Source organism: Streptomyces sp. NPDC007189 (genome assembly GCF_040703635.1).
Lineage (GTDB): Bacteria > Actinomycetota > Actinomycetes > Streptomycetales > Streptomycetaceae > Streptomyces.
This window is the reverse complement of record NZ_JBEYEY010000016.1, coordinates 220,828-246,860: the sequence shown is the minus strand read 5'-3', so window position 1 is coordinate 246,860 and position 26,033 is coordinate 220,828. Positions and strand designations below refer to the sequence as shown.

The following is a 26,033-nucleotide window of genomic DNA, read 5'->3' as shown; positions in this document are numbered from 1 at the left end:
AGCAGGCGCGACCGTGTCCATGTCCCCGCACTTACTGACCAGGGATCGATCACAAGTCGGTCCCATAGGGTCGGAGGTATGACGCCACTCCTTGCCAGCAGTGCATTCGACTCGCTCCGCCTCGACGCCGTGCGCGACCAGGAGGGCCTGCGCCAAGCCTACGGGCTCCCCAGCGATGCGGCCGTGCGCAAGCAGATGACCGAACTCACCGAGCAGACCCAGCGGTTGATCGGCTGCTCATCGCTGGTCCTGATCGCCAGCGCGGATGCCAAGGGCAACTGTGACGTTTCCCCGCGCGGCGGCCCCGCCGGGTTCGTCGCCGTCCTGGACGCACGGACGGTGGCGATACCGGACGCGACCGGCAACAAGCGTCTGGACACCCTGCAGAACGTCGTGGCCACCGGACGGGCCGGGCTGCTGTTCCTCATCCCTGGGCGCACCACGACGCTCAGGGTGAACGGCCGGGCCTGCGTCTCCACCCGCCCGGAGTTGCTGTCGCAGCTGACCGCCGTGGGCAAGCCGCCGGCCAGTGCCCTGGTGCTGGGGATCGAGGAGGTCTACCCGCACTGCCCCAAGTCGCTCCTGCGCAGCGGGGCCTGGAAGCCGGAGCAGTGGCTGCCGGCGGACGCCCAACCGACCTCGGCCGAGGTGACGCTGGCCCAGCTGCGGATGCCGGAGCTGACGCTCGCTGACGTCGAGCAGGCGGAGGCGGATTCGCTGAAGTACCGGTACGAGTAACGGGCCGACCTGCGCCTGCTGAACCACGAGCCCGTCGAACCCCCGGGCCGGCACGCCCCGAGATCAATCGCGGGACGGCCCGCAATAGGGACGGCAGTGCCCGGCGACTCATAGAGGCTGAGATTCCAACGCTTCACCCGCACGGATGAACCTAGCCCCGGCACACAGCCGAGACAGACAGTGATCTCCGCGTCTTCGACGCGGAGATCACGGCGCCGCCCATCCCGACGAGACGCCACGGAACACGCCCGACGCCGCGATAACCCAAAGGTCGCCCAGAGCGAGATCCTGCACTGCGCGCCTGGCCGCACGGACATCACCCTCGCAGCCAACTCCGGCGCCTACAACGCTCGGCATCGCTGCCGGCGCCGCACTCGGGGCACTGGACCTCCCGCTCGCCGGGGTGCGAGGCACCTTCCTCGCCGGGACTCCTCGTCCCGTCAGTCGCTGCTCGTCACTGCGACCCCGCGGCCACCAGCGTCGCGGTGATGGGTTCCAGCTCGGCGACCAGCTCGTCGAGCTCGGCGGGAGACAGGGCGTCGTACGGCGGGGCGGCGAGCTCGTCGGTCAGGGCTTCGATGCGTTGCTTGGTCTCACGGCCGGCGTCGGTGAAGTGGCCGTCGGTGTCGATGAGCCCGCGCTCGCGCAAGCCGTCCATGACCGCGGCCAGCCGCGCCTTCGGCAGGTGATGGATGCGCCCGAACGACTCCGGCGGGTGGATGCCCTGCTCCAACGCGGAGAGCACGTGGGCCTCCGTGCCGCCGATGCGCGCGCCGACGAGAGCGGCGACGTGCCCGTCACCGCGGTGCTCGCGCAGCATGGTCGCGGAATGCCACAGCCGGGCGACCGGGTCGCTCGGCACCGGGAGGGTACGCATCCCCGCGTACATCACCCGGCCTTCCGTGGGCGCGTTCGTCGCGGCTTTGGTTGTCAGGTCGGCGGCGCGCACCAGGCCCGGGGAGTCGGCCAGCTCGTCGCCGAGGATCCGCCGTAGGGAGGCCGCGCTGCCCCGCTCCCGCGCGGCGACGGACGCCTCGGGCGGGATCGTCTCCCACGCGCTCGGGATGTGCCGCGCCACCTCCCCGTCGGCGAAGCTGTAGAAGGCCGCGTGGACGACCTGCGCCTGCACCCGCCCCAGCGGCGCGGCGCGGCTGGCGAAGTAGCCGTCCCAGTAGGTGCGGTGGCCGAGCGCGGCCAGCTCCACGTTGCACTCGTCGGCGAAGTAGGTGACCAGGCAGATCGGCTCCAGGAGCTCGAACATCCGGCGGGCGGTGTGAGTCATGGCCCACATCATGCCTGCGGTCACGCCCCGCGGAGCAGTACCGGCCACTGGATCAACTCCTCTGTGGCGCCTGGGCTCCGGCGACGACGTGGTGGCAGCCCTGCGCTGAGCAGGCGCAGAACAGACCGCCTCCCGCGAGGTCAATCCTCATCACCCTGCCACCGATGACGGACTTCGTCCTCGGCTTCCGCTCCGCACTGCCCTGGGCCACGGCCCTGACCACGGCCGCTCCCGACGGCCTCGCCCGCGCCGCACGCATGATCCGGGCCGACCTGACGCCACTCACCGCCGGCGACGGCTCCGCACGAGTTCCGGTCACCGCGCACCTGGTGACCGTCACCGCACCCGGCAGCTGAGCCGTCCGACCAGGGCCGTGTCGCAGCGCGCGCTCGCAACGGGGCGACGCCCGTGTGAACGGAGCGCTTCGGGGCAGGCGAGCCGCGATGTCCGCGGCGTAGGAGGTTCCGTGTTCGACGGCTTCGAGCTGACACGATGCCAAGGCAACGGCGTCCATCTGCGGGTGCGTTACGGCGGCGATGGTCCTCCTGTACTGCTCTTGCACGGTCACCCGCGCACGCACGCGACCTGGCACCGCGTCGCCCCGCTGCTTGCTGCGGCCGGTCACACCGTGGTCTGCCCGGACCTGCGCGGCTACGGTCAGTCCGACAAGCCCCTGACCGACCCGGAGCACCGCCCGTACTCCAAGCGCGCCATGGCCGACGACTGCCTGGCGGTCATGCGCCGCCTCGGACACGAGCGGTTCGCCGTCGTCGGGCACGACCGGGGCGCGTATGTGGCCACTCGCCTCGCCCTGGACCACCCGGAAGCGGTGTCCGCGGTGAGCGTCCTGGACGCCGTCCCCATCGGGGAGGCACTGCGACGCTGCAACGCGACATTCGCCGCAAGCTGGTGGCACTGGTTCTTTCTCGGGCAGACCGACAAGCCCGCTGAACGCATCATCAATGCCGACCCCGACGCCTGGTACAAGGCCACACCCGAGCAGATGGGCGCCGAGGCGTACGAGGACTACCACCGTGCCATTCACAACCCGGCCACCGTGCACGCCATGTGCGAGGACTACCGCGCCGGCCTCGGTGTCGACCGGGAACACGACGACACGGACCGTCAGGCCGGCCGACGCATCAACTGTCCGCTGCAAGTGCTCTGGGCCACTCACGACGACATGGTCGACCTCTACGGCGACGTGCTGAGCGTGTGGCGGGACTGGGCGAGCAACCGCCTGGACGGCGGTCCGATCGACTCTGGACACCACATCGCTGAAGAGGCGCCCGAAGCACTCGTCGTCGCCCTGCGCGAGTTCTGGACCGGCACCGAAGGGAACAACCCTCGCCTCGAACACACAGCTGACCAACTCAAACGCTAATTGACCGACCGAAGCGGTCAGTCACCAACTGCGGCCTCTCGCCAGACGCAGAACAGCCAGATCGCCTGACCATCTCTGCCACACGGAAGATGCCCCAGTCGTATTCACCACGCCGCTTGGCCACCGGGTCCTAGAAGTCTGCGATCGCACGGTCGGGCAAGTAGGGTGAAACGCCCGTCACCAGCCAATATTGAAGATCTCGCAACCTCGTGAGAGCTGCCTCGTAATACGTCGGCGGCTCCGGCCGGGGAAACCGCGGATGGGCTGTGTGGTCGGGAAGCCAATCAGCACACAGCCAGAACCCTTCCACCAGCCATCGCGGCAGGTCCTGCTGATCACGCTCCTCGAACGTTGCGCACACACCACGCATGGCCCGTTCCAGACGAGAGAAAGCCTCCTTGTCCCACCTCTGATCACTGATCACGGTCGCCAGAAATCCGTCGTCGCTCTCCGAGAACTCCTGCCGCAGCACAGCGAGATCATCCATCAGTCCATCATGACGGCGCCCACTGACAACTCGGCGTCGTGGGGCAATCGGACGATCGAGTGCACCCGGGCGCGGACCTGAGCGGATGGCCGTACGAACGGCGAGGTGCGGCGCTTGAGGCGCTGTTCGCCGACAAGGTCCTGGAGGCGCCACTGACTCTGTGCCCGTCGACCACCGACCCGGCCGTGGCGAGAGAGTGGCGGGAGTGGACGGCGACCGGACTGAAAGGTTTCGACTTCATACGGCTGGAGGAGAGCCCTATCGGCCGGTGTGGTCGCGACGAAAGCACAAAGTGCGGCGCCGGGCGGTGGCGGCACCCGGCCCGGCCGCACCACATCCGCACAGGCGTCGAGGTGGAGCAGATGCCGCTGTTCGGCGAGGACGTTGCCTTGTCACAAGGGGTTTTGACCTTTGTGGACGAACCAACCTGGACGGCGGTGAGGTCAACTGATCTGCCGGCGGGCCTGCTTCACCTCGCGGTCGATGGCCCAGGCATCCGCGACTGGCCCGAGGTGGCCCAGCTTGTCGGGGTTGATCACCGCGCGGATGGTGTGGATCTGCCCGTCGAGCACATCAACAACCATGACATGCAGGATCTTGCCGTCCCGGTCACGGAAGATCGCGCCGGGCTGACCGTTGAGCTCGCACAGCTCGAACGTCACATCGATGCGGGTCATCAAAGGGAAGACCGTACCCAGCACGCGGGCCACGTTCAGCGCCCCCGCAAGGGCCTTGGCCAGCTGCGGGGCCTTCCCGCCGCCATCCCCGACGAGCTGTACGTCGGCGGCCAGCAGATCCTGCAACCCGCCCACGTCTCCGTGCTTCAGCGCGTCGAAGAACCGCCTCGCCAGCTCCTGCCGCTCCTGCCGGTCCGCCGAGAAACGGGGGCGCCCGGTCTCCATATGCCTTCGCGCGCGCACCAGCAGCTGCCGACAGGCCGCCTCAGACCGCCCCACCGCCGCGGCGACCTCGTCGAACTCGAAGGCGAACACCTCGCGCAGCACGAAGACCGCGCGCTCCAGTGGGCTCAGCCGCTCCAGCAGCAACAAAGCAGCCATCGACACCGAGTCGGCCAGCTCCACCGCCCGTGCCGGGTCCTGATACGGATCGTTCAGCAGCGGCTCGGGGAACCACGGCCCGACATACTCCTCCCGCCGTACCCGTGCGGAGCGCAGTACATCGATCGAGATCCGTGTCACCGTGGCCGACAGGAAACCCTTGGTCGACGTGGGCCGGGTGGTCGAGCCGTCGAAGCGCAGCCACGTCTCTTGCACCGCGTCCTCAGCCTCGCCCACGCTGCCCAGAATCCGATAGGCGATCGAGAACAGCAGCGGCCGCAGCTCCTGGAACTCCTCGACCTTGCTCACGCCGCATCCCCCTTGAGTCTCCCCCCTGCCCGCGCTTGTCGGCACAGGCAGATTCTTGTGATCATCAGGCAATTGACAGGCCGGGAGCAAGGCGCTGGCCCCGGGACTCGGAACCCGTCAGCCGGGCTCCGAGTCCGTTGCCGACGGCCGTTCAGTGGAACTGACCGGCCTGGTAGTCGCCGGCCGGCTGCCGGGTGATGATGTTCAGCCGGTTCACCGAGTTCATGAAGGAGACCAGGATCACCAAGGCGGTGAGCTGTTCTTCTTCGTAGTGCTTGGCGGCGTTCGCCCACACCTCGTCGCTGACTCCGCCGGCCGCATCCGCGACCCGGGTGCCCTCCTCGGCCAGCTCCAGCGCGGCACGCTCGGCCTCGGTGAAGACCGTGGCCTCCCGCCACGCCGCGACCAGGTTCAGCCGCACCGGCGTCTCGCCGGCCGCGGCGGCCTCCTTGGTGTGCATGTCGATGCAGACGGCACAGCCGTTGATCTGGCTCACGCGCAGCGCCACCAGCTCCTGCGTCGCCGGCGGCAGCGGCGACTCCTTGAGCGCCTTGCCCGCCGACATGAAGTACTTGAGGGCCTTACCGGCGGTCGGGCTGGCGAAGTAGTTCAGTCGCGCGTCCATGGTGTGCTCCCTTGTGGTCGTCCGTGGCTTCACCCCCGAGACGAGACAGCCCGCTCCCCTGTGACACGGACCGATGTGACCTGCGTCTCCCTACGGTCAGTGGGTAGGTGCGGCGTTCCCTTGGCCACCAGGGCTGGCTCAGTTCGTTGGATCGGACCAGAAGCAGACGGCAAGGCCGACGGCACGACCATGGTCGGCCTGTACGTGTGCTCCATGCCCGGGCGGCCGGACGCGAAGGAGACGCCACGATGACGGCACACCGGCCATCAGCCGGCCCTCCGGCAGGCCGGAGAGACGGCTGCGATCGTCGGAGGAGTGAGGAGTGTCAGGGCGGTGTCAGTGCCTCCTGGCACCGTAAGACACGTGAACGGCACCGCGGGAGACCGCGAAGCCGGGAACGAGGAGAGGTGCCCGGAGTGGCTGATCGGGGACCAAGGGCGCAAGCCCGGAGTCGGACCCCTCAAGGGGTCCACGCAGGTTCGAATCCTGCCCTCTCCGCGACGCCGGAAAACCCCGGCTTATTCAAGGTCTGAGTGTGGCTCAGCGGAGCATCGGTGGCCTTCCCCAGCCCTGATGAACTGCTCCTGCGGTCACCCCTTCAGGAGTGATCTGCTCTGTGCGCCGGTTCGCCATGGATGTCGAGGTCCTCGGATCCGGCTCCCCCCTCGGTGTCAGGCCGAGGGGGCACCGTGGCGGAACATCCGTCGGGGAGGGCCTGGGAGGCTGTCCGGGTGGGGTCCTCGGCCCCGATGCGCTTCATCTGCCGGTGCTGAGCCAGTGGTGCAGGGCTTCGTGCACGCTGTCGGGCAGCGCGCTGAGCATCTCGATCGCTTCCCGGTCTCCCGGCCAGGGGGCGATGCCGGCCGCGGTCAGCACCGCGTACAGGTTGAGGCGCCGCAGGTCGCGGGGATCGACGCGGCAGGTGATGCGGTCCGCGGGGTTGGGCGGCGCCAGCAGGAAGTCATCCGCCGGGGCATGGTCCCACGGTCGATCGGTCGATGCGGTGGTGGTCTGCATGATCTGGCTCCGTTCTGCGTGTGCTTCGTTCGCACGCCTCGCGCCCAGGGCCGAGCGTGCGGTGTGCCTGGTCCGCTACCGGTCCTCGCCTTCCGGCGCGGCGGGCGGATCGTTCAACCGGCTGCCGGCGGCCGCCTCTTCGGCCCGTTGCAGTGACCGGCACCAAGGACAGTCCGCTTCGGCCTGGCCCTCGTGGCGATCGCCATCGAGGCCGTAAGCGTCCGCCGGCCGACGACGGCTGAAAAGTGGACCGGCGGGCAAGAGCCCGAGCCTCGCCAGAAGGACACGGCTCAGACGGCGCCGACGCCTCCAGCGGCGTCCCGGTTGCGGGCCCTTCGCCCCGTCAGTCACGGGCACCGGGTCCCGGTGGCCGGCGCTCGTCGGCACAGCATCCTGGCCGAGGGTTCATCGCGCCGACGCGTTGCCTCTGCACGCCGGTACACGCTCCGCGTTCTACCGGCATCGGACACGAAAGCGGACACACAGGCGCTCCTCAGGGTGTGGGCGCAAACCCTGCCGCGGCCGTAGGGCGTGAGCAGGGCTTACGCGAAGGCGGTGCGCGGCCGGCCGGCCGCGCATCACACCCTCCCCGCCGCCACGGCACGTACCCGCACCACACGAGCGGTGTTACACATCACCCATAATTCTGCGACTCTTGCCTGCATGCTCCATCAATGTATGGAATTCACCCTTTGATACCTGATCAGCTGCGCCACCACCACGAACGCTGCCCGCGGTCCCGTCCCGCCACGCGACCGGCACCCGGAAGTGAGTAACAGCCGCCCGCGCCCCCGGCGATGGTGCAACAACGTCGGTGACGCCGTCAGACGGTGTGGGCGCGGATGCGTGCGAGCAGGGTGCGCAGGTGTTCGCGGTCGTCCTCGTCCAGGGCCGCGGTCGCCTCGGCGAGGGCGAGGCGGTCGATCTCCTCGGCCTCGCGATGGCAGCGCAGTCCCTCCTCGGTGAGCCTGACCAGCAGCGCCCGCCGGTCCTGCGGGTGGGGTATCCGCTCCACCAAGCCGTCGCGTTCCAGGCTGTCCACGATCGTGGTGGCGGTACGGGCCGCGATGCCCGCCATCTCGCTCAGTTCCCGCATCCGCAGCGGCTGCTGAGCCCGGGCCAGCATGCGCAGGGCACGCAGCCGGGCCACCGAGGCGCCCTTCTCCCGCAGCCGGGCCTCCACGAACTGCCGTAGCCGATGCGTCGTCTCGTACAGCTCGTCGATCAGGACGTCGCTGCTGCCTTGCACTGCCATGGTGCCCAGTCTCCCGTGTCCCGCGCCGCCCTCGCACCCTGGCGCGTGCCGGCCGGGCCGCTGCCGCACCGTGAATAAAGCGATGTCCTGAGCATGCACATAGTGAGTATGCTCAGCATATGCGACGACGTCCTCCCGTGCCCTCCGCCGCCTGGTCGTCCCGGCTCAGCCAGCGTCTGGTCGTCCCCGTCGTGTGCGTCAGCGTGACCTTCGTCGCGATCGTCGACGGAGCGATCACCACCGTGGCACTGCCCTCGATCGCCCGTCAGTTCCGGCTGACCACCGCCGCCCTGGACGGCGTGGTCGTCGTCTACCCGGTCTGCCTGGCCATGGCCATCCCGGCCTCGGCGTGGCTGGCCGAGCGGTTCGGCGGCAAACGCGTCCTGCTGACCGCCCTGGCCGGTTTCCTCGGCTCCTCGCTGCTGTGCGGCGCGGCGCTCGGGGTCGGTCAGCTCGTCGCCTACCGGGCGGTGCAGGGGCTGTCGGCCGGCGTGCTCTTCCCGGCCTCCACCGCGCTGCTGTTCGGCACCTTCACCTCGGCCGAGCAGATACGCCTCTCCCGTTACATGATCATTCCGCAGCAGATCGCCCCGGCCGCCGCGCCGGTCGTGGGCGGGCTGCTCGTGGACCACCTGTCCTGGCGGTGGGTCTTCTACGTCAATCTGCCGGTGGGCCTGCCCGCGCTGCTGTTCGGCGCGCTGTTCCTGGCCGGCGGCCGCGGCAGCCGGCCGGGCCGCTTCGACCTGCCCGGTCTGCTGCTGAGCGCGGGCGGCCTGGGCACCGTGATGTTCGGCCTGTGCGAGGGGCCCAACCGCGGCTGGTCCTCCCCCGCCGTCGTCACCTCTCTGGTGTCCGGAGCGGCCCTGCTGGCCTGCGCCGTCGCCGTGGAACTGCGCACGGCCCAGCCCCTGCTGCGGCTGCGCCTGTTCACCGACCGGCTGTTCCGGGACACCAACCTGATCAACCTGGTCGGCCTGATCCCCATCATGGGCGCCCTGTACCTGGGCCCGCTCTTCCTCCAGCAGGCCCAGGGCCGTACCGCGCTGGAGTCGGGCCTGACCACGTTCCCCGAGGCGTTCGGCGTGCTGCTGACCGTCCAGCTCACCGGCGCCCTGTACGCCAGGGTCGGTCCGCGCGTGATCGTCGGCTGCGGCCTGACCGGCACCGGCGCGGTGCTGCTCCTCTTCGCCGCCTGCGACACCGGCACCGGGCTGTGGACCTTCCGCGGCCTGATGTTCCTGTTCGGCGCCGCGATCGGCTGCTTCTTCATCCCCACCACGGTCGCCTCGCTGGCCACCGTCGAGCGGGCGGATCTGTCCCAGGCCACGATGCTGAACACCGTCGTACGCCAGACCGGTGGCGCGCTCGCGCCCGCGGCGGTGACCACGGCACTCGTGCTCGGCACGCCGCCGGGCGCCGCCGCCCAACCGCCGCTGCCCGCCTACCAGCACGCCTACCTCGCCCTGGCCGCGATCGCGGCGGCGACCGCCGTCTTCGCCTTCACCCTCCCCGACGGCCCCGCCCGCGCCGCCGCCCGCGGCCCGGCCGGCACATCCGGCCGACCCGCCCTCCTGCGCCACCGCCGGGACCGGGTCGGCTCCTGAACCTTCCGGGGATCAAGCACCGGCTGGGGAACGGCACCACGAGAACACGCGGAACGAGCGAGCACGGAGAGGCGCCCGGAGGGGCTGATCAGCTGGGCGGCGGGCATTCCGCTCCCCCTAGGGCACGTCGTCAACCGAGAGGGCTCAGCCGCGCGGGACTTCGCTAGGGCACGTCGTCAACCAAGAGGGCTCAGCCGCGCGGGACTTCGCCGTCGTTGCCACGCTCCGCCGGAAGGAGGGGCGCGGTGGTGGCGCGTGGGATCAGGTGGGTGGGCAGGACGATGTGCTGCTGGTGGTCGGCGTCGGGGTCGTCGATGAGCTGCAGGGCCAGCCGGCCGGCCTCGCGGCCGATGTCCGAGGGTGACTGCGCGATGGTGGACAGGTCGAACCAGTCGGCCACCGGCTGGTCGTCGAAGCCGAGGACCGAGATGTGCGCCGGCACCTCGATCCGCGTCTTGCGCAGGGTCCGTATGACGGTGGCCGCGACCTCGTCCTGCTCGGCGAAGACGGCGGTGGGCGGCTCGCGCAGGCTCAGCAGGTGCCCGAGCGCTTCGGCCATGGCGCGTCGGTCGCCGACCGGCGTGGCGACCACCAGGTCGTCGTCGTGCGGGAGGCCCGCCTCGGTGAGCGCCTGCCGGTAGCCCACCAGCCGCTCGTTGGAGCTGAAGGAGAAGCCGCTGGCACCCACCGTCTTGATGAAGGCGACCCGGCGGTGGCCGAGGTTGAGCAGGTGCCGGGTACCGTGCACGGCGCCGGCCACGTCGTCGACGTACACGCTGGGGCGGCCGTCGACGTGCTGGCTGACGTAGACGACCGGCATGCCCAGGGTGTCCAGCCGGTCCGTCTCCTTCTCGGTGAGGTCGAAGGAGAAGACCAGCAGCGCGTCGGCGTTCCGGCGCGCGGGCAGCCGGTCGAAGAACGCGGCGCGCTCGGCGAGGTCGGGGATCACATAGACGGTCAGCTCCATGCCCGCCTCACGCAGCACCGGGGCCAGGCTGGACAGGGCCGAGCCCATGAACCACGAGTTGAGGGTGGGGACCAGCACCGCCACGGTCCCGGTCCTCCCCGTGACCAGGCTTGCGGCCTGCCGGGAGACGGCGAAGTTCAGCTCGCGGGCGGCCTGTTCGACCCGGGCGCGGACCTCCGGGGAGACAGTGGTCAGGCCGCGCAGGGTCCGCGAGACGGTGGAGGTCGAGACCCCGGCCCGTTCGGCGACGTCAGCCATCGTCGGGTGTCGCTGAGCTGGTGGCATGTCACGGACGGTAGCACAGCCAGGTCGGTTTCGACGGCGACTATGACAGCGCTTTCACGCCGTCATCCCCGCTGTTTCCTCTCGTTACCGATAGGTAACGCATTGACTTCCGCCTATCCCACTCCTAGCGTGCAAGCGTTGTCTCGACAGGGTCAAAGCCTTCGTTGGAGCGCTCACCATTTCTGCTTTGACCTGCACTTTTGATCAGGATGTCGCTGTGACAACGCAGTCTTGGCAACAGAGTCGCCAGGTTCCGCACGACCAGGAGAGACAGTGAAGACCACAACCGCCAGAGCCCTTCGGTGCTCGGCCGCGCTCGCCGCCGCCGCACTCCTCCTCGCCGCCTGCGGCTCGTCCGACGACGGCTCCACGGCGCAGTCCGGGGCCACGTCGTTCACCGGCCGCGGCCCCATCACCTTCGTCGCCGGGAAGGACACCACCGGCGCCGTCCAGCCCGTCCTGGACCAGTGGAACAAGCTGCACCCCAAGGAGAAGGTCACCTTCATCCAGCTGCCCACGGACGCGGACGCGCAGCGCCAGCAGATGATCCAGAACGCGGAGACGAAGTCCGACGCCTACACGGTGCTCTCCCTGGACGTCGTGTGGACCTCGGAGTTCGCCGCCCACCAGTGGATCGACCGGCTGCCCGCGCAGAGCTTCCCGCTGGACCGGATGCTGAAGCCGGTGGTGGAGACGGCCAAGTACCGCGGCGGCCTGTACGCGGCCCCGTCCAGCTCGGACGGCGGACTGCTGTACTACCGCACCGACCTGCTCAAGCAGGCCGGAATCAGCAAGGCCCCCACCACCTGGGCCGAGTTGAAGGCCGACTGCGCCAAGGTGAAGAAGCTCCCCGCGGCCAAGGGCATGTCCTGCTACGCCGGACAGTTCCAGAAGTACGAGGGCCTGACGGTCAACTTCTCCGAGGCCGTCAACTCCGCGGGCGGAGTCGTCACCGACGCCAACGGCAGGCCGGACGTCGACACGCCCCAGGCGAAGAAGGGGCTGGACTTCCTCGCCGGCTCCTTCCGGGACGGGACGATCCCCAAGGAGGCCATCACCTACCAGGAGGAGGACGGCCGCCAGGCTTTCCAGGCCGGCAAGCTGGTCTTCCTGCGCAACTGGCCGTACATGTACGCCCTCGCCGGCAAGAGCAAGGTGGCCGGCAAGTACGCCGTCGCCCCGCTGCCCGGCCTGACCGGGCCCGGCTCCTCCAGCCTGGGCGGCCACAACCTGGCCCTGTCCTCCTTCGCCAGGAACAAGGCCACCGCCGTGGACTTCATGAAGTTCTACAGCAGCGAGACCACCGCGAAGACCTTCCTGGAGAAGGCCTCGCTCGCCCCGCCGTACGCGGCCCTGTACGACGACCCCGCACTGGCCAGGCAGTATCCGTACCTCCCGGTCCTGAAGCAGTCGATCCTGCGCGCCGTGCCGCGCCCGCGGGTCGTGGGGTACGGCGATGTCACCTCGGCCATCCAGCAGGAGGCGTACGCCGCGCTGACCGGCACCAAGAGCAGCGCCCAGGCACTGAAGGACCTGCAGAGCAAGCTGCAGAAGTCCACGGCGCAGTGAGGTCCGGGCCCATGACCGACATCGAGATCCCGCCCGGATCCGCCCTACCCCGCTCCCCCCGCTCGCTCCCCACGGCCGTGAAGGCCCGGCGCCCCCGGTCCCGCGCCACCGCCGGCACCGGGCGGATGGCGGCCCTGCTGGTGTCCCCGACGCTGCTGGTGCTGACGGTCGTCGTGCTCTACCCGACGGTGATGGCGCTCAGGGAGTCGCTGTACGGGCCGAAGGGCCTGGACCCGAAGACCGGCTTCATCCGCAGCACCGAGCCGTTCGTCGGGCTGAAGAACTACGCCGACATCCTCGGCGCCACCGGGGACCGCTTCTGGAACGCCTTCTGGAACACCACCTTCTTCACCGTCGTCACCGTCGGTCTGGAGACGGTGATCGGCGTAACCATGGCCCTGATCATGCACCGGGCGTTCAGCGGGCGGGCCCTGGTCCGGGCGAGCATCCTCGTGCCCTGGGCGGTGCCCACGGCCATCTCCGGCCTGCTGTGGCGGTGGATCTTCAACAGCGACGGCGTCGCCAACGCCCTGCTCGGCCGTCAGATCCTGTGGACCACCGAGGGCTTCCACGCCAAGGTCGCGGTCATCGTGGCCGAGGTGTGGAAGACCGCCCCGTTCATCGGGCTGCTGGTGCTGGCCGGCCTGCAGGTGATCCCGAAGGAGGTCTACGAGGCCTCCCGCATCGACGGCGCGAGCCCGCTGCGCCAGTTCTGGCACATCACCCTGCCGCTGGTGAAGCCCGCACTGCTGGTGGCGATGCTGTTCCGCTGCATGGACGCGCTGCGGATGTTCGACCTGCCGTACATCCTGATCGGCGCGCAGAAGAACTCGGTGGAGACCCTGTCCATGCTGGCGCAGAACGAGGCGTCCAACGTCCGCTTCGGCCCCGCCTCCGCCTACGCGGTCCTGCTCTTCCTCTACGTCTTCCTCATCGCACTCGCCTTCGTCCGGCTGCTCGGCGCCGATCTCGTCGGCGACAGCGGTGGCGGCCGCCGCACGAGGACCAGGTTCGCCCTCGCGCGTCGCAGGGAGGTGACGGCATGACGACCACGGTGAAGTGGCGCGGCCGGCTGCTGTACGTGGGCGTCGCCGCGGTGGTGGCCTACTGCCTGGCGCCGTTCTACTGGATGCTGGTCTCCAGCCTGCGCCGCACCTCCGACATCTTCGACACCTCGCTCGTGCCGTCCCCGGTGTCGTTCGAGAACTACCGCTCCCTGTTCGGCGCCTCCCAGGGCTTCACCCGGGCGCTGCTCAACAGCCTCGTCGTGGCCGGCACCACCACCGTGCTGGCGCTGCTGCTGGCCACGTTCACCGCCTACGCCATGGCCCGGCTGGAGTTCCGGTTCAAGCGGCTGATCCTCACGCTGATCATCGCCACCTCGATGTTCCCGGTGGTGTCGATCGTGGTCCCGCTGCTGAAGCTGTTCACGGACATCGGCTGGATCAACACCTACCAGTCCATGATCGTGCCCAGCATGTCCTTCGCGCTGCCGCTCGCGGTGTGGAACCTGACCACCTTCTTCCGGCAGATGCCCGACGAGCTGGAGCACGCCGCCATGGTCGACGGCTGCACCCGCGGGCAGGCCTTCCGCAAGATCATCGTCCCGCTCGCCGCGCCCGCCATCTTCACCACCGCGATCATCACGTTCATCGCCGCGTGGAACGAGTTCCTCATCGCCCTGTCGATGACCAACCGGCCGGACATGCAGACCGCCCCGGTCGCCATCTCCAAGTTCACCGGCGCCACGACGTACGAGACCCCGTTCGGCAGCCAGATGGCCGCGGGCGTCCTCGTCACGATCCCGCTGGTGGTCATGGTGCTGCTCTTCCAGCGCCGTATCGTCGCCGGCCTGACCGCCGGCGCCGCGAAGTAACCCCACTTCCCCCTGATAAGGAACAGCATGCCCGGTACCGCACCCTGGTGGCGCAGCGCCGTCATCTACCAGGTCTACATCCGCAGTTTCGCCGACGGCAACGGTGACGGCGTCGGCGACATCGCCGGCATCCGCTCCCGTCTGCCGTACCTGAAGTCGCTGGGCGTGGACGCCCTGTGGATCAACCCGTGGTACAAGTCGCCGCAGGCGGACCACGGTTACGACGTGGCCGACTACCGCGCGATCGACCCGCTGTTCGGCACCCTCGAGGAGGCCGAGCAGCTGATCGAGGAGGCCCACCGGCTCGGGATCCGGATCATCCCCGACATGGTGCCCAACCACACCTCCGACCAGCACGCCTGGTTCCAGGCGGCGCTGGCGGCCGGACCGGGCAGCCCGGAACGCGACCGCTACGTCTTCCGCCCCGGCCGCGGCCCCGACGGCGCCGAACCCCCCAACGACTGGGTCTCCTCCTTCGGCGGACCGGCCTGGACCCGGCTGCCGGACGGCGACTGGTACCTGCACCTCTTCGCCCCGCAGCAGCCCGACCTGAACTGGCAACACCCGCAAGTGCGGGCCGAGTTCGAGTCCGTCCTGCGGTTCTGGTTCGCCCGGGGCGTGGACGGCTTCCGCATCGACGTCGCGCACGGCCTGATCAAGCACCCCGAACTGCCCGACCTGCCGCCGCGTCCGGCCGGGACAGGCCGGCGCAGCCACCACCTCGACCACCCGCACTGGGACCGCGACGAGGTCCACGACATCTACCGTGCCTGGCGGAAGGTGGCCGACGAGTTCCCCGGCGACCGGTGCTTCGTCGCCGAGGCCTGGGCCGACACCCCCGAGCGGCTCGCGGCCTACGTCCGCCCGGACGGCCTGCACACCGCGTTCAACTTCGACTTCCTGATGTCCAGTTGGGACTCCAAGGACCTGCGCACGGTCATCGACGACTCCCTCGCCATGCTCGGCGCGGTCGGCGCGCCCGCCACCTGGGTGCTCTCCAACCACGACGTCATGCGCCACGCCAGCCGGTACGGCCGCCGGGCGGCCAGGCGCTGGGTGGCCAACGAGCGCTACGAACCCCAAGGCCCCCTCGACCTGGAACTCGGCACCCGGCGCGCCCGCGCCGCCGCCCTGTTGATGCTCGCCCTGCCCGGCGGCGCCTACATCTACCAGGGCGAGGAACTCGGCCTGCCCGAGGTCGAGGACCTCCCGGACTCTGCCCTCCAGGACCCGGTCTGGGAGCGCTCCGGCCACACCGACCGCGGCCGCGACGGCTGCCGCGTGCCCCTCCCCTGGTCCGGCCAGGCCGCCCCGTACGGTTTCACGCCCGAGGGCTCCCCGGCCGCCCCCTGGCTGCCGCAGCCGGACGACTGGGCGCCGCTCACCGCCGAGGCCCAGACCGGCGACGACACCTCCATGCTGGAGCTCTACCGCACCGCCCTGCGCCGGCGCCGCGAGCACCCCGCCCTCGGCGACGGCACCCTCACCTGGCTGGACACCCCCGCCGACGTCCTCGCCTTCCGTCGCGACCCCGGCTTCCTGTGCGTGGTCAACCTCTCCACCGAGCCGTACGCACTGCCCGCCCACAGCGCGGTCCTGCTGACCAGCGGGCCGGTCGAGAACGGCCGGCTGGCCCCGGACCAGGCGGCGTGGCTGGCGGAGTAGGAGCCTGTGCCGCGGATGCCCTGACGCGCGTCCGCGAACACGGGAGAGGAGGGGCCCGCCGGAACACTCGGCCGGGCCCCTTCGAACCGGTGGGCTCCCTGGGGCCCGCCGGAAAGTGTTCAGGACGCCGGGGCAATCTGGGAGCATGTGAGTGCGAGTCAGAAGAAGAACGCGGAGGTAGTCGAGTGACGGCTGGATTACCGGCTGCTGCGGGCCAGGACGGCACGTCAGGAGACGACGCCGCGCCGGAAGTTGACGGCGCGTCCGGAGAAGACGGCATGCCGGGCGCGACCGGTGCATCCGGGCACAGCGGCACGTCGGGTGGGAACGGCACGAGCGGAGACGGTAGCCCCCAGGCACCGGATCAGGGGCCCGGTCAGGGCGCACCCGATGACGAGGAGACACCACCGTCGACGGCGCGCGCCCGCATGGCGGGCTGGTTGCGTACGGTCCCGGGACTGGCCGCCTCCACCGCCGTCACCACCCTTGCAGCCGCGGCGGCCACGGCCCTGTTCACGGGGGCGGTGCAGCTGTGGCCCGCGTCGCCGGAGTCGAAGGTGTCCGTGTCCGTGGAGACCGACCCCATGCGCCTCGACGCCGAGGGTGATCTCATCCAGCTGGTTCCCGCCGCGCGGTTCGACCACAGCCGGCCGCAGAACGGCTGCGCGGGGTTCTGGAGTTGGGCGCGCTCCAGGGGCGGCGTGGACGAGGAGCAGACGACGATGCAGCTGACGGTCACCAACAGCGGCTCGAACACCGTGCTGATCACCGGCATGCGCGCTCAGGTGACCTCGCGTCAACCCGTCTCCCACGTGGTCGAGGCCCAGTGCCGTACCCAGGGCGAGGCGAAGGTGTACGCGGTGCACATCGACCTCGACAAGCCGCAGCCCTACGGCTTGTACGACAAGGACGGCAAGAGCCTTCCGCCCGACTTCACCGTGGCCTCCGGAGACCTGGAGACCTTCCTCGTCACGGCCCGCATCGGCCACGGCGCGGCGCACTGGAAACTGGCCGTCGACCTGGTGGAGGACGGCCACAAGCGCTCGATCGTCGTCGACGACGACGGCAAGCCCTTCACCACAGTGACTCGCCCCGCCCACCCGACCGTCTGGGAGCTGGATCCGCACGGCGGGGGCTGGCTCAGGCCCGCCGGCGAGGACGTCCCGGCGGGGCAGGCGAGCGGGTCGTCATGACGGCTCGCAGTCCTCGGCGTGCCGTGAGCGGACGGGTCATCGCTCTTGTGCTGGCCGCGGCAGTGGCAGCCGGTGTGCTGCTGAGCATGGTCGTGCTCCCGCTGGGCCGGGACGCACCCGCAGACGGCCACGGTTCCGCCGGGGCACCGCGGAAGACCATCGCTCCGCGTCTGCACCCACTGCCCCGGACGGTGGCCGGGGAACGGGTCACCGCGGTCGCGGCAGGCAACGGCAGCGTGGTGTACGGGACGGAGACCGGCAACGTCTACGTCACGACCGGGCGTTCCGGGCTCCGGCGGCTGACGCGTCTCACCGGCCGCGTGGCGAGGCTCGCCTTCGACCCCGGCGGACGCTGGCTCGCCGCCGTAAGCGCCCGCAGCGAACTCGCCGTCGTCGATACCGTCCACCCCTCCGCCCCGGCCGTCCGGCGCGCGATCGTGTCCGACAGTTCCCTGGGTGCCGGGATAGTGCCGGACCAGCTCGCCATCGATCGCACCGGCCGCCTGGTCGCCGCTCAGACGGACGGGATCGGCGTCTACGACCTGTACGGCAGCGGCCCGCCGCACTGGCTGGAGGGCACCTACGACTGCTCCGGCGCCCGCGGCCTGGCCTTCACCGGCTCCGAGCTGATCGCCACCTTCGACTCCTGCGCGAACGTCTGGAACACCTCCACCCTGCGCCTGGAGCACCAGGTGTACTTCCCCGGCACCGGCAACGCCCTGCTCGGCCATGACCGCATCCTGTACGGCTCCTTCAGGCACGCGATGCTGCTGGACTACCACCACACCAGTCCGCTGCCCAGCGCTCAGGCCGACCAGGGTCAACCGCATCCGACACTGAGCGGTGTGATCGCCGACAAGACCGTGGGCACCCGGCGGAGCCCGATCCAGCCGGTGGCCGACGACGGCCGTGTCGCCGCGGTCCTGCAGGACGCGCGGCTGTACTTCTGGGAGCCTGCCGCCGGCCGGATCCTGGCCGTCGTGCCCCTGCCCTTCCCGGCCGTCTGCCCGTCGGCGTGGAAGCCAAGGCCGCCCGCCGATTTCACCACGTCCTTCTCCCCGGACCACCGGACCCTGCTCGTCTCCGGCTACTGCCCGCCACGCGACATGGACGGGAGCACGGAGGAGGGACAGCGCCATGCGACGTACCGGCGCTGGCGACTCGACTACCCGTCGCCCTGAACCGGCCCAGCCCGCTGCGGTGTCCGCGCGCAAGTCCCCGCTTGCCGTCACTCGGCCTCGGGCGGGCGGCCGGTCCGGAGCATGCGCAGTACGGCGCGTTCGGCCGGTCCTTGCGTGGCGGGAATGCCGTACGGGCCCTCGTCGCCGAGCTGGGGCAGCGCGGCGGCGACCGTCACGCCTTCCTCGTACAGTTCGATCACCCGCGGGTTGATGTAGGAGGCGCGGCAGACCGCGGGGGTGTTGCCGAGATACCCGGCCACCTCGCGGGCCGCCCGGGCGATGGCCCGGCGCCGGGCGGCCTCGCTGCGCGCGACGGACTGCGAGACGGCGAGGGCCACGGCGGCCATGACGGTGGCGTGCCAGGTGCGGAAGTCCTTGGCGGTGATGCCCAGGCCGGCCAGTTCCCTGAGGTATGCGTTGATGTCGTCGCCGCTCAGCTCGTGCCAGGTCTGCTGCTGCCAGTAGGCCAGGAGCCGGTCGCCGCCGCCCCGGCGCCGCCGCAGCGCGACCAGGGTGCGGCAGGTGGCCGGATCCGCGACCGTCTTCACGATCTCCTTGCCGTGCTTGCCGGTGAAGGTGAACACCACGGCACCGTCCTTGCATCGGGAGTGCTCGCGCAGCAGCGTGGTCAGGCCGTAGCTGTTGTTCAGTTCGGTGTAGCGGTCGCTGCCTATGCGGAAGAAGCCGAGGTCGAGCAGGCGTACCGCCGTGGCCAGAACCCGCTGCCGGGTCAGCCCGCGATCGCTCAGATGCCCCTCGACCGCCTCCCTCACCACGGGCAGGACCTCGGCGACGTCGAGGACGTGCTCGTGCTTGGCCTGCTCCTGCTCAGCACGGAACTGGGGGTGGTACAGGTACTGGCGGCGGCCGGCCGCGTCGGTGCCCACAGCCTGAAGGTGCCCGTTGGCCCGGGTACAGATCCACACGTCACGCCAGGCCGGAGGTATGACCAACCCCTTGATCCTGGACAGCTCCGCCGGATCGCGCAGCGGCTCACCACGGGCGTCCAGGTACCGGAAGCCGCGCCCGTGCCGTAGGCGTCGGTACCCGGGCTCAGTGGGACGACTGTGATAGAGACGCATCCAACCTCCTGGGACTCGCCAAACACCGGTCTCCCCCCGTCGCCGCACCGTGAGCCGGTCATCTGGTTCATCCTTCGACTACCCGCATCGATGAAGAGAGAAGGCACCGGTGGCCAGCGAGTTGTGACCAGCACGCAAACAGTCCCGGGGCTTGCCTGCTGACCCTGCAGGCAAGCCCCGGGGCGCGGTCGACGTCACGGTCTGGGACAGCGACCTGAGATCAAATGCTTGGCTCCGACGTTGCAGCGTTTGTCGGGCCCAGGGACGGAGGCACCGGCGGTGTCACGTGCCGCCGAGCCTGTCACGGGCGCGGTCCAGCATCGATGCGAACGGACCCGTCAGCCTTTGCAGCTTCGGCGAGCCGGCCGCCATGGGATGCGGGTGGGTGGGAGCCGTCTCTTCCACCTCCCGCAGCCGGTGTGCCATGGTCCGCAGCTCGTCCTCGGTGTGCCCTGCCCGCAAGGCGGGGAACTCCTCCTGCTCCTCCCGCTCGGCATGCTCCAGGACCATGCGTTCGAGCTTGACGAAGAGGAGGTCGAACTCCGGCAGGTCGACGTCCCTCTTCTCCAGCTCCTCCAGGACCCTGGCGGCTTCCGCCTCCTCCTGGTTACGGGCATCGGTCTGCGCCTTGCCCGCGGTGTCCCGCACAGCCGGACGGACGATCACCTCTTCTGCGGCCTCGTGGACGGCCAGCAGTTCCCGCAGGACATCGAACGCCCGCTGCTTCACCTCGCCGTCCCTGCTCTTCACCTCGGCGAGCAGATCCTTGATCATGCCGTGCTGGGCCACCAACACCGACACCACGTCGTCGTCGGCACGATCGGTGGCCTCCTCCAGGCCCGTGTGGACCTTGCTCATCGCCGTTCCCTCCTCTGCGCACGAGCGGCCGCCGCCGACCGGGTCGGCGCGATGCGTCACGTGGTGACGCGACGGTGAACGGCGTCGAGCACCCGGTCCACAGGGCCGAGGATGGGTGCAGCGAGCTTGTTCGTGGCTTCGTTGTTGATCAACCGGTGGGGCCGGGTCGGTGCGTAGGCCTGGGTGAGCTTGACCTCGGCGCCCAGCATGCGAAGCCGGGGCAGGCTGACGGCCTTGCGGAGAGCCTGGAACTCCTCACGCTCCTCACGCGCGGCGTGCTGCGAGACCGCGCGCCTGACCTGGTTCAGGCGCCGCAGATACCCAGAACCATCGGGCCCCGTACGCCATAGCGCGATGAGCAACTCCTTGGCTTGCTTCTCCTCGTCGCGGCGGCGGGCGGCCAGCTCGCGGCCGTGCCGGAGCGCCTTGCGTGCGACAGGGTGGACGTGCGCCTCTTCGGCGGCCTCGTGAACGGCGAGCAGGCGCATCAGCCGGTCGAAGTTCCGACGGCGCCACGGACCCGGGAGCGCGGCCTGGAGGAAGCCGAGCCTGATCTGCCGGTGCTGGCGGGTGAGCACGTCGACGACGTTTTCGCCGCCCAGAGCTCGCATCGCCCGCAGGGACCAAGCAGGAGCGGTCGTGGCCGCCTTGGCCGTCGCCTTTCCGGCGAGCAACGGCTTGGTCGCCGTCTTCAGCGCTGCCTGTTTCGTCAGGGTTCCCATGGTCCGTTCCTCCTCACTCCCGCTCAGCGGTCCTGGGTACCCCTGCCTGCACGGCTCACTCTCGGTCCGGGGGCCTGCGGGTGAGTTCCTTGGAGTGACGATCCGGCTTGCCCGTTTTCGATGCGGGTCGAAAGGAGAATCCGGGCACTTGTACAGGGTGCGCACTCGGCGGTCAGGGCACTGCCCGGGAAGCACTCGGCGACGGCACCTCCACGCGGCGCATTTCCCAGCACATGTGGCGAGGGTCGATGAAAATGTGGAAGAGGAAGAGCGGAAAGACGGAGCAGTCCCGTCTGGAGCTGTGCGACCTGTGCGGAGCCACCTTCGCCGAGAGCGAGGCGGTACGCGCCTACGTGCCCGACTCGTCCTCAGTGAACTGCGACAACGACTGGTTCGACGGACTCCGGCTCATCACGGCGTGCGGCGATCCGCACTTCGCGGTCGTGCAGGACATCTACCGGCACCGCCCCTTCACGCACGAGGAACTGTGGGCGGCCAAGATCGACCGAGCGCTGACCACCGGCCCGCCCGTCCTCACCTTCGAGGAGCTGGGATGCCGGACCGGGCTGCACGGACCGGAGATCAGACGCGCCATCGCCTGGCACAACGAACACCTCGGGCCTGGGGGCAGGCGCGAGCCATGAGACTCCACGAGCGTCTGGACCGCTATCAAAGAGATCACCGCTGGGTGGGTCTGCCGCTCGCCGTGCTCTACAAGTTCTACGACGACCAGGCGCTGTACCTCGCCGCCCTCCTGACCTACTACGGCTTCCTCTCCCTCTTCCCGCTCCTCCTCATCCTCGTCGCCGTCCTGAGCACCTTCCTCAGCAGCGATCCCGCCCTGCGGGAGCGGATCCTCGACTCGGCCCTGAGCAAGTTCCCCGTCATCGGTGACCAGATCGCCCGCAACATCCACTCCTTCCACAGCAGCGGAGCCGCACTGGCCGTAGGCATCGCGGGCAGCCTCTACGGCTCGCTCGGCGTCGCCCAGGCCGCCCAGTACGCCCTCAACAAGATCTGGGCCGTGCCCCGGCACGCGCGGCCGGACCCGATCCGTTCGCGGCTGAAGGGAGTGCTGTTCCTGCTGATGCTGGGACTCGGCCTGTGTGCGTTCACCCTGCTGTCCGTGGCGGCCTCGCAGACGTACCTGTTCGGCGCGCGGCTGCGGGGCGGGACCTGGATCGCCGCCGCCGTGGCGTCCGTGTGCCTCAACACCGCTCTGCTCCTCGTGAGTTACCGCTTGCTGACGCATCGGGTGCTGCCGCTGCGCGGGCTCGTCGTCGTCGCGCTGGGCGCTGCCTGCGCATGGCAGGGACTGCAGTGGGTGGGTACCTATTACGTCAGCCATGTCCTGCGCGGGGCCACGGCCACCTACGGCATGTTCGGCATCGTCCTGGGGCTGCTCGCCTGGCTCTACGTGGGGGCACTCATCTTCCTCACGGCCGCCGAGGTCGGAGCCGTACGGCTCCTGCGGCTGTGGCCGCGCAGCCTGCTGACGCCGTTCACCGACCGCGTCGACCTCACCACGGCCGACCGTCGCGCCTACCGGTCCTACGCCACCACCGAGGCGTTCAAGGGCTTCCAGAAGATCGACGTGCACTTCGGGCCGCCACCGAACCCTCAGGGCGAGCAACCCCCTGACGGCGACGCCTCGGGCCGGTGACCTGCTTGCCATGGTCCGGGCACCGATGACGCCGTTCATGGCTGCTTCGTACGCTGCCGGGCCACCGGCTGCCCTGTGGTGGGCAGGGTTGCCGGTGGCGCCCGTCAAGGCCGGGGATTGGTCCGCCGCCACCTGCGGCCGGCGTCCTGGTGCCGGTGCCCCGCGGCGGAGGCGCAGCGAGGGCACACCCGCCGGACCGCGTCGGCCGCGCCGCCTGATTCCGGAAGGATGTCGGTCCATTGGAACGCCGGGAACCGTGTCAGCCGGGACCGGTGCAGTGAGAGGCCGCACGCCGTCTCGTTCCTGCCCTGCTCCCAGGCGTGCACTTCCCCGCCGGGCAGCCAGCGCCGGTCCTCGCAGTCCCACCAGCGGCTGGAGGCGGCCACCGCATAACGCTGCGTCCCGGGCATGCGCCACGAGTGCCCACCGCAACGCACCCACATGCCATCGGACGGGCCCGACGAGCAGCGTTGCGCCGCGCCCGGCCGTGACCAGGCCATCCAACCGTCGGCGGGGGTCAGCGGGGGCCGGTCGGCGAGGCACCCTCTGGGGTGGAGGTCCGGTGGCGTGCGAGCGGGCGGCAGGCAGGCGTACGTACCCGCCGCGCGGGGTACTCCCCGGTGGTGTCCCTTCCCCGTCGACAGACGGGCTGCGGCCCGTCGGGCAAGGACCGTCATGGCTGCCTCCGACGACACCCTGGACCTGCAGTTCATCGGCACCGCGACAGTCCTGCTGCGGTACGGCGACCTGACCCTGCTGACCGACCCCAACTTCCTGCATCGCGGCGAACGCGCCCACCTCGGGTACGGGCTGACGAGCCCGCGCGGCACCGAACCGGCAGTGGACGTCACAGACCTGCCGCCGCTGGACGCCGTGGTGCTCTCCCACCTCCACGGGGATCACTGGGACCGCACGGCCAGGCGGCACCTGGACCGGTCCCTGCCGATCGTGACCACCCCACACGCCGCACGTCGTCTGAGCACCTGGCAGGGTTTCCACCGCGCCGGTGGGCTGCGGAGCTGGGAAAGCTGCGTGTTCCAGCAGGGCGGCTCACAGGTCCGGATCACCGCGCTCCCCGGCCGGCACTCCCTGCACCCCGTGCTGCGCCGGCTGCTGCCGCCTGTCATGGGCAGCCTGCTGGAGTTCGGCCCCCGCAGCGGGACGGTCGGCATACGGCTGTACGTGTCCGGCGACACGCTCCTCTACGACGGGCTCGACGAGATCGCCCGCCGCTTCCCCGGCACCGACCTGGCCGTCCTCCACCTGGGCGGCACCCAGTTGCCCGGCGGCTTCGTCGTCACCATGGACGGGGCACAGGGCGCCGAACTGGCCCGTCGCCTGGACTTTCCGCGGATCATGCCGATCCACTACGACGACTATCCCGTCTTCCGCTCACCGCTCGCCGACTTCCGCACCGCCGTCGACCGGCTGGGGCTCGGAGACCGACTGGTCCATTGCGCCCGCCGGCAGCACGCGCTCGTCGTGCCCCACAGCGCTCGGCCCACGGTGCGGTGAGACCCGGCCGCTGCGGAGGCCGTCGAGCGCTCGGCCAGGCAGGCCGTACCCCGGTTCACGCCTTCAGGGCCCCGGCTGTCAGTCCCCGTACGTAGTACTTCTGCAGTGACACGTACAGCACGATGCAGGGGATCATGGACACGACCGCGCCCGCGGCGAGGTAGCCGAAGTCCACCTGGCCGTGCACGCCCTGCTGCAGGTTGCTCAGTTCCACCGGCAGCGTCACCAGATCCGACTTGGTGAGGAAGGTCAGCGCGCCGAGGAAGTCGGTCCAGGTGGCGAGGAAGGCGTACAGCAGCACGGTCAGCATGCCGGGCAGCACGAGCGGCCGCAGCACCCGCACGAGCAGCTGGGGCACGGAGGCGCCGTCGACCTTGGCCGATTCCTCGATCTCGTGGGGGATGGTCAGGAAGGCGTTGCGCATCACGAAGACACCGAACGGCAGGTTCATGGTGGTGGAGAACAGCACCAGGCCGAAGCGGCTGTCGGTCAGCCCCATCGCGTTCAGTTCCAGGAACAGCGGGGTCAGGATCGCCTGGAACGGCACCATCATCGACACCAGGACCACGCCCAGGACGGCGTTCGAGCCGGGGAAGCGGTAGCGGGCGAAGCCGTAGCCGCCGAGGGCGGCGATCAGCGTCATCAGCAGGGCCGTGCCGCCCGCCACGAGCAGGCTGTTGAGCACGAAGTGCCACAGGCCGACCGAGGCGCTGAAGATTCCCCGGAAGTTGCGCCAGGTCAGGTGAGTCAGCGAGGCGGAGTTCGGCGGCGCGGTGAGTGTCTGCTCGCTCTGGAAGGCCCGCAGCACCGCCCAGGCCAGCGGCGTCAGGAAGACCAGGGCGCTCAGGACACCGGCGCCTGCTGGGGGTGCTGACCTTCTTCGTCCTGCCCGACTCCCCCGCCACCGCCCGCTGGCTGCCCGAGGACGAGCGGGCCTGGCTGCGGCGCACCCTCGACGCCGAGGACACCGAGAAGGCCGGCCACCACGGCAACGGCTTCCTGGCCGGCCTGCGCAATCCGAAGGTGCTGGCCTTCGCCCTCATCTACTTCTGTGTCAGCTTCGGCATCTACGGCCTGAGTCTGTGGCTGCCCACCATCGTCGCGGACTTCGGCGGCCTGTCCGACCTCCAGGTGGGCCTGCTGGTGCTGGTCCCGTACGCGGTCGCCACCGTCGCGGTGTGGCTGTGGAGCCGGGACTCCGACCGGCGCGGGGAGCGGGTGCTGCACACCGCGCTGCCCATGGCCGTCGCCGGGGTCTTCCTGGTGGCCTCCGCGTTCACCCTGGCCGTCAGCCCGGTCGTCGCGCTGCTCGCGATGTGCGTGGTGGCCGCCGGGATGTACTCGACCATCTCGCCGTTCTGGGAGCTGCCGGCCGGCACGTTCGCCGGCGCGGCCGCCGCCTCCGGCCTGGCCGCGGTCAACTCCCTCGGCAGCCTGGCCGGTTTCGCCGCCCCGTACGCGGTCGGCGCGCTCAACGACAGCACCGGCGACGCGCGCAGCGGCCTGGTGATGCTCGCCCTCGTCCTGCTGGTGGGCGCCGGCTTCTGCACCTGGTACGGGCGGCGGCGGAACCTCTCCCGCCGGGTGCACGGAGTGCCGGTGGCTGGACCGCGTCGTGCGTGCTGGGACGGCCCCCCTGCGCAACAGCCGCAGCGGAAGCAGCCGTTGGTCACTTCCGCCGCCCGCCTCCCCTGCTCG

The 26,033-nt window shown here is 70.2% G+C and carries 25 protein-coding genes, 1 tRNA gene and 1 pseudogene; 15 read left to right on the top strand and 12 right to left on the bottom strand.

Features of this window, described 5'->3' with window-relative positions; translation table 11 throughout:
- Window positions 1-78 precede the first annotated feature (78 nt).
- On the top strand, window positions 79-738 hold the full coding sequence (locus tag AB0950_RS30025; RefSeq protein ID WP_360151998.1) for an MSMEG_1061 family FMN-dependent PPOX-type flavoprotein: 660 nt from the start codon (window positions 79-81) through the stop codon (window positions 736-738).
- Between the two features lie 454 nt (window positions 739-1,192).
- Here the strand turns inward: AB0950_RS30025 and AB0950_RS30020 are convergent, their stop codons facing one another.
- Entirely contained in the window at window positions 1,193-2,020 is an 828-nt protein-coding gene (locus AB0950_RS30020; RefSeq protein ID WP_360151995.1) for a MarR family transcriptional regulator, read from the bottom strand.
- Window positions 2,021-2,184: 164 nt separating this feature from the next.
- Here AB0950_RS30020 and AB0950_RS30015 point away from each other — a divergent pair, with 164 nt between their 5' ends.
- Both AB0950_RS30015 and AB0950_RS30010 read left to right on the top strand, forming a co-directional pair.
- Window positions 2,185-2,376 (top strand): hypothetical protein, encoded by a 192-nt coding sequence (locus AB0950_RS30015; protein WP_360151992.1) that lies wholly within the window; start codon window positions 2,185-2,187, stop codon window positions 2,374-2,376.
- A gap of 110 nt (window positions 2,377-2,486) precedes the next feature.
- The gene (locus AB0950_RS30010; RefSeq protein WP_360151989.1) at window positions 2,487-3,404 is read left to right on the top strand and encodes an alpha/beta hydrolase; all 918 of its coding nucleotides are present in this window, start codon (window positions 2,487-2,489) and stop codon (window positions 3,402-3,404) included.
- A 130-nt stretch (window positions 3,405-3,534) separates the two neighbouring features.
- Here AB0950_RS30010 and AB0950_RS30005 read toward each other — a convergent pair whose 3' ends face one another.
- The 3 genes from AB0950_RS30005 to AB0950_RS29995 form a co-directional block, all read right to left on the bottom strand.
- The gene (locus AB0950_RS30005; RefSeq protein WP_360151986.1) at window positions 3,535-3,891 is read right to left on the bottom strand and encodes a hypothetical protein; all 357 of its coding nucleotides are present in this window, start codon (window positions 3,889-3,891) and stop codon (window positions 3,535-3,537) included.
- 443 nt (window positions 3,892-4,334) lie between these two features.
- Window positions 4,335-5,258: an RNA polymerase sigma-70 factor gene (locus tag AB0950_RS30000; protein WP_360569620.1), complete on the bottom strand. Its 924-nt coding sequence runs from the start codon at window positions 5,256-5,258 to the stop codon at window positions 4,335-4,337.
- 151 nt (window positions 5,259-5,409) lie between these two features.
- Entirely contained in the window at window positions 5,410-5,883 is a 474-nt protein-coding gene (locus tag AB0950_RS29995) for a carboxymuconolactone decarboxylase family protein (protein WP_360151980.1), read from the bottom strand.
- 401 nt (window positions 5,884-6,284) lie between these two features.
- Here AB0950_RS29995 and AB0950_RS29990 point away from each other — a divergent pair.
- Window positions 6,285-6,381: transfer RNA gene (locus tag AB0950_RS29990), tRNA-Leu, on the top strand.
- Window positions 6,382-6,639: 258 nt separating this feature from the next.
- Here the strand turns inward: AB0950_RS29990 and AB0950_RS29985 are convergent.
- Entirely contained in the window at window positions 6,640-6,900 is a 261-nt protein-coding gene (locus tag AB0950_RS29985; RefSeq protein WP_360151977.1) for a hypothetical protein, read from the bottom strand.
- A gap of 823 nt (window positions 6,901-7,723) precedes the next feature.
- Complete coding sequence (locus tag AB0950_RS29980) at window positions 7,724-8,155, bottom strand: MarR family transcriptional regulator (protein ID WP_361979824.1); 432 nt, start codon at window positions 8,153-8,155, stop codon at window positions 7,724-7,726.
- 119 nt (window positions 8,156-8,274) lie between these two features.
- Here AB0950_RS29980 and AB0950_RS29975 point away from each other — a divergent pair, with 119 nt between their 5' ends.
- On the top strand, window positions 8,275-9,759 hold the full coding sequence (locus AB0950_RS29975) for a DHA2 family efflux MFS transporter permease subunit (RefSeq protein WP_366779821.1): 1,485 nt from the start codon (window positions 8,275-8,277) through the stop codon (window positions 9,757-9,759).
- 190 nt (window positions 9,760-9,949) lie between these two features.
- Here the strand turns inward: AB0950_RS29975 and AB0950_RS29970 are convergent, their stop codons facing one another.
- Complete coding sequence (locus AB0950_RS29970; protein WP_360152094.1) at window positions 9,950-10,984, bottom strand: LacI family DNA-binding transcriptional regulator; 1,035 nt, start codon at window positions 10,982-10,984, stop codon at window positions 9,950-9,952.
- A gap of 300 nt (window positions 10,985-11,284) precedes the next feature.
- On the opposite strand from AB0950_RS29970, the gene AB0950_RS29965 reads away from it, so the two are divergent.
- From AB0950_RS29965 to AB0950_RS29940, 6 genes are all read left to right on the top strand, one after another.
- The gene (locus AB0950_RS29965; protein WP_366779820.1) at window positions 11,285-12,580 is read left to right on the top strand and encodes an ABC transporter substrate-binding protein; all 1,296 of its coding nucleotides are present in this window, start codon (window positions 11,285-11,287) and stop codon (window positions 12,578-12,580) included.
- An 11-nt stretch (window positions 12,581-12,591) separates the two neighbouring features.
- A complete protein-coding gene (locus tag AB0950_RS29960; protein WP_360151965.1) occupies window positions 12,592-13,626 on the top strand; it encodes a sugar ABC transporter permease in 1,035 nt (344 codons plus the stop codon).
- The gene (locus AB0950_RS29955) at window positions 13,623-14,456 is read left to right on the top strand and encodes a carbohydrate ABC transporter permease (RefSeq protein ID WP_360151962.1); all 834 of its coding nucleotides are present in this window, start codon (window positions 13,623-13,625) and stop codon (window positions 14,454-14,456) included. Before AB0950_RS29960 ends, AB0950_RS29955 begins: the two co-directional genes overlap by 4 nt.
- Window positions 14,457-14,483: 27 nt before the next feature.
- Complete coding sequence (locus AB0950_RS29950; RefSeq protein ID WP_360569627.1) at window positions 14,484-16,121, top strand: glycoside hydrolase family 13 protein; 1,638 nt, start codon at window positions 14,484-14,486, stop codon at window positions 16,119-16,121.
- A gap of 428 nt (window positions 16,122-16,549) precedes the next feature.
- Window positions 16,550-17,314 carry a hypothetical protein gene (locus AB0950_RS29945; protein ID WP_366779819.1) on the top strand — a complete coding sequence of 255 codons (765 nt, stop codon included), beginning with the start codon at window positions 16,550-16,552 and terminating at the stop codon, window positions 17,312-17,314.
- 23 nt (window positions 17,315-17,337) lie between these two features.
- Complete coding sequence (locus AB0950_RS29940) at window positions 17,338-18,495, top strand: hypothetical protein (RefSeq protein ID WP_366779818.1); 1,158 nt, start codon at window positions 17,338-17,340, stop codon at window positions 18,493-18,495.
- A gap of 47 nt (window positions 18,496-18,542) precedes the next feature.
- On the opposite strand, the gene AB0950_RS29935 is transcribed toward AB0950_RS29940, so the two are convergent.
- The 3 genes from AB0950_RS29935 to AB0950_RS29925 all read right to left on the bottom strand — a co-directional run bounded on the left by AB0950_RS29935 (window position 18,543) and on the right by AB0950_RS29925 (window position 21,157).
- A complete protein-coding gene (locus AB0950_RS29935) occupies window positions 18,543-19,577 on the bottom strand; it encodes a DNA topoisomerase IB (RefSeq protein ID WP_366779817.1) in 1,035 nt (344 codons plus the stop codon).
- A gap of 282 nt (window positions 19,578-19,859) precedes the next feature.
- Entirely contained in the window at window positions 19,860-20,435 is a 576-nt protein-coding gene (locus tag AB0950_RS29930) for a hemerythrin domain-containing protein (RefSeq protein ID WP_366779816.1), read from the bottom strand.
- Between the two features lie 56 nt (window positions 20,436-20,491).
- The gene (locus AB0950_RS29925) at window positions 20,492-21,157 is read right to left on the bottom strand and encodes a hemerythrin domain-containing protein (protein WP_360151944.1); all 666 of its coding nucleotides are present in this window, start codon (window positions 21,155-21,157) and stop codon (window positions 20,492-20,494) included.
- Between the two features lie 254 nt (window positions 21,158-21,411).
- On the opposite strand from AB0950_RS29925, the gene AB0950_RS29920 reads away from it, so the two are divergent.
- Complete coding sequence (locus AB0950_RS29920) at window positions 21,412-21,801, top strand: hypothetical protein (protein ID WP_360151941.1); 390 nt, start codon at window positions 21,412-21,414, stop codon at window positions 21,799-21,801.
- Window positions 21,798-22,820 carry a YhjD/YihY/BrkB family envelope integrity protein gene (locus AB0950_RS29915; protein WP_360569639.1) on the top strand — a complete coding sequence of 341 codons (1,023 nt, stop codon included), beginning with the start codon at window positions 21,798-21,800 and terminating at the stop codon, window positions 22,818-22,820. The genes AB0950_RS29920 and AB0950_RS29915 overlap by 4 nt, the downstream gene beginning before the upstream one ends.
- A gap of 104 nt (window positions 22,821-22,924) precedes the next feature.
- Here AB0950_RS29915 and AB0950_RS29910 read toward each other — a convergent pair whose 3' ends face one another.
- Window positions 22,925-23,230, bottom strand: coding sequence for a hypothetical protein (locus AB0950_RS29910; protein ID WP_366779815.1), 306 nt, complete (start codon window positions 23,228-23,230; stop codon window positions 22,925-22,927).
- 265 nt (window positions 23,231-23,495) lie between these two features.
- On the opposite strand from AB0950_RS29910, the gene AB0950_RS29905 reads away from it, so the two are divergent.
- Entirely contained in the window at window positions 23,496-24,335 is an 840-nt protein-coding gene (locus tag AB0950_RS29905; protein WP_366779814.1) for an MBL fold metallo-hydrolase, read from the top strand.
- Between the two features lie 55 nt (window positions 24,336-24,390).
- Here AB0950_RS29905 and AB0950_RS29900 read toward each other — a convergent pair whose 3' ends face one another.
- Window positions 24,391-25,143, bottom strand: coding sequence for a carbohydrate ABC transporter permease (locus AB0950_RS29900; RefSeq protein WP_366779813.1), 753 nt, complete (start codon window positions 25,141-25,143; stop codon window positions 24,391-24,393).
- Here AB0950_RS29900 and AB0950_RS29895 point away from each other — a divergent pair.
- Window positions 25,113-25,730 (top strand): annotated as a pseudogene (locus AB0950_RS29895) (MFS transporter); the annotation flags it as partial. The gene AB0950_RS29900 and the pseudogene AB0950_RS29895 overlap by 31 nt on opposite strands.
- Between the last annotated feature and the right edge of the window lie 303 nt (window positions 25,731-26,033).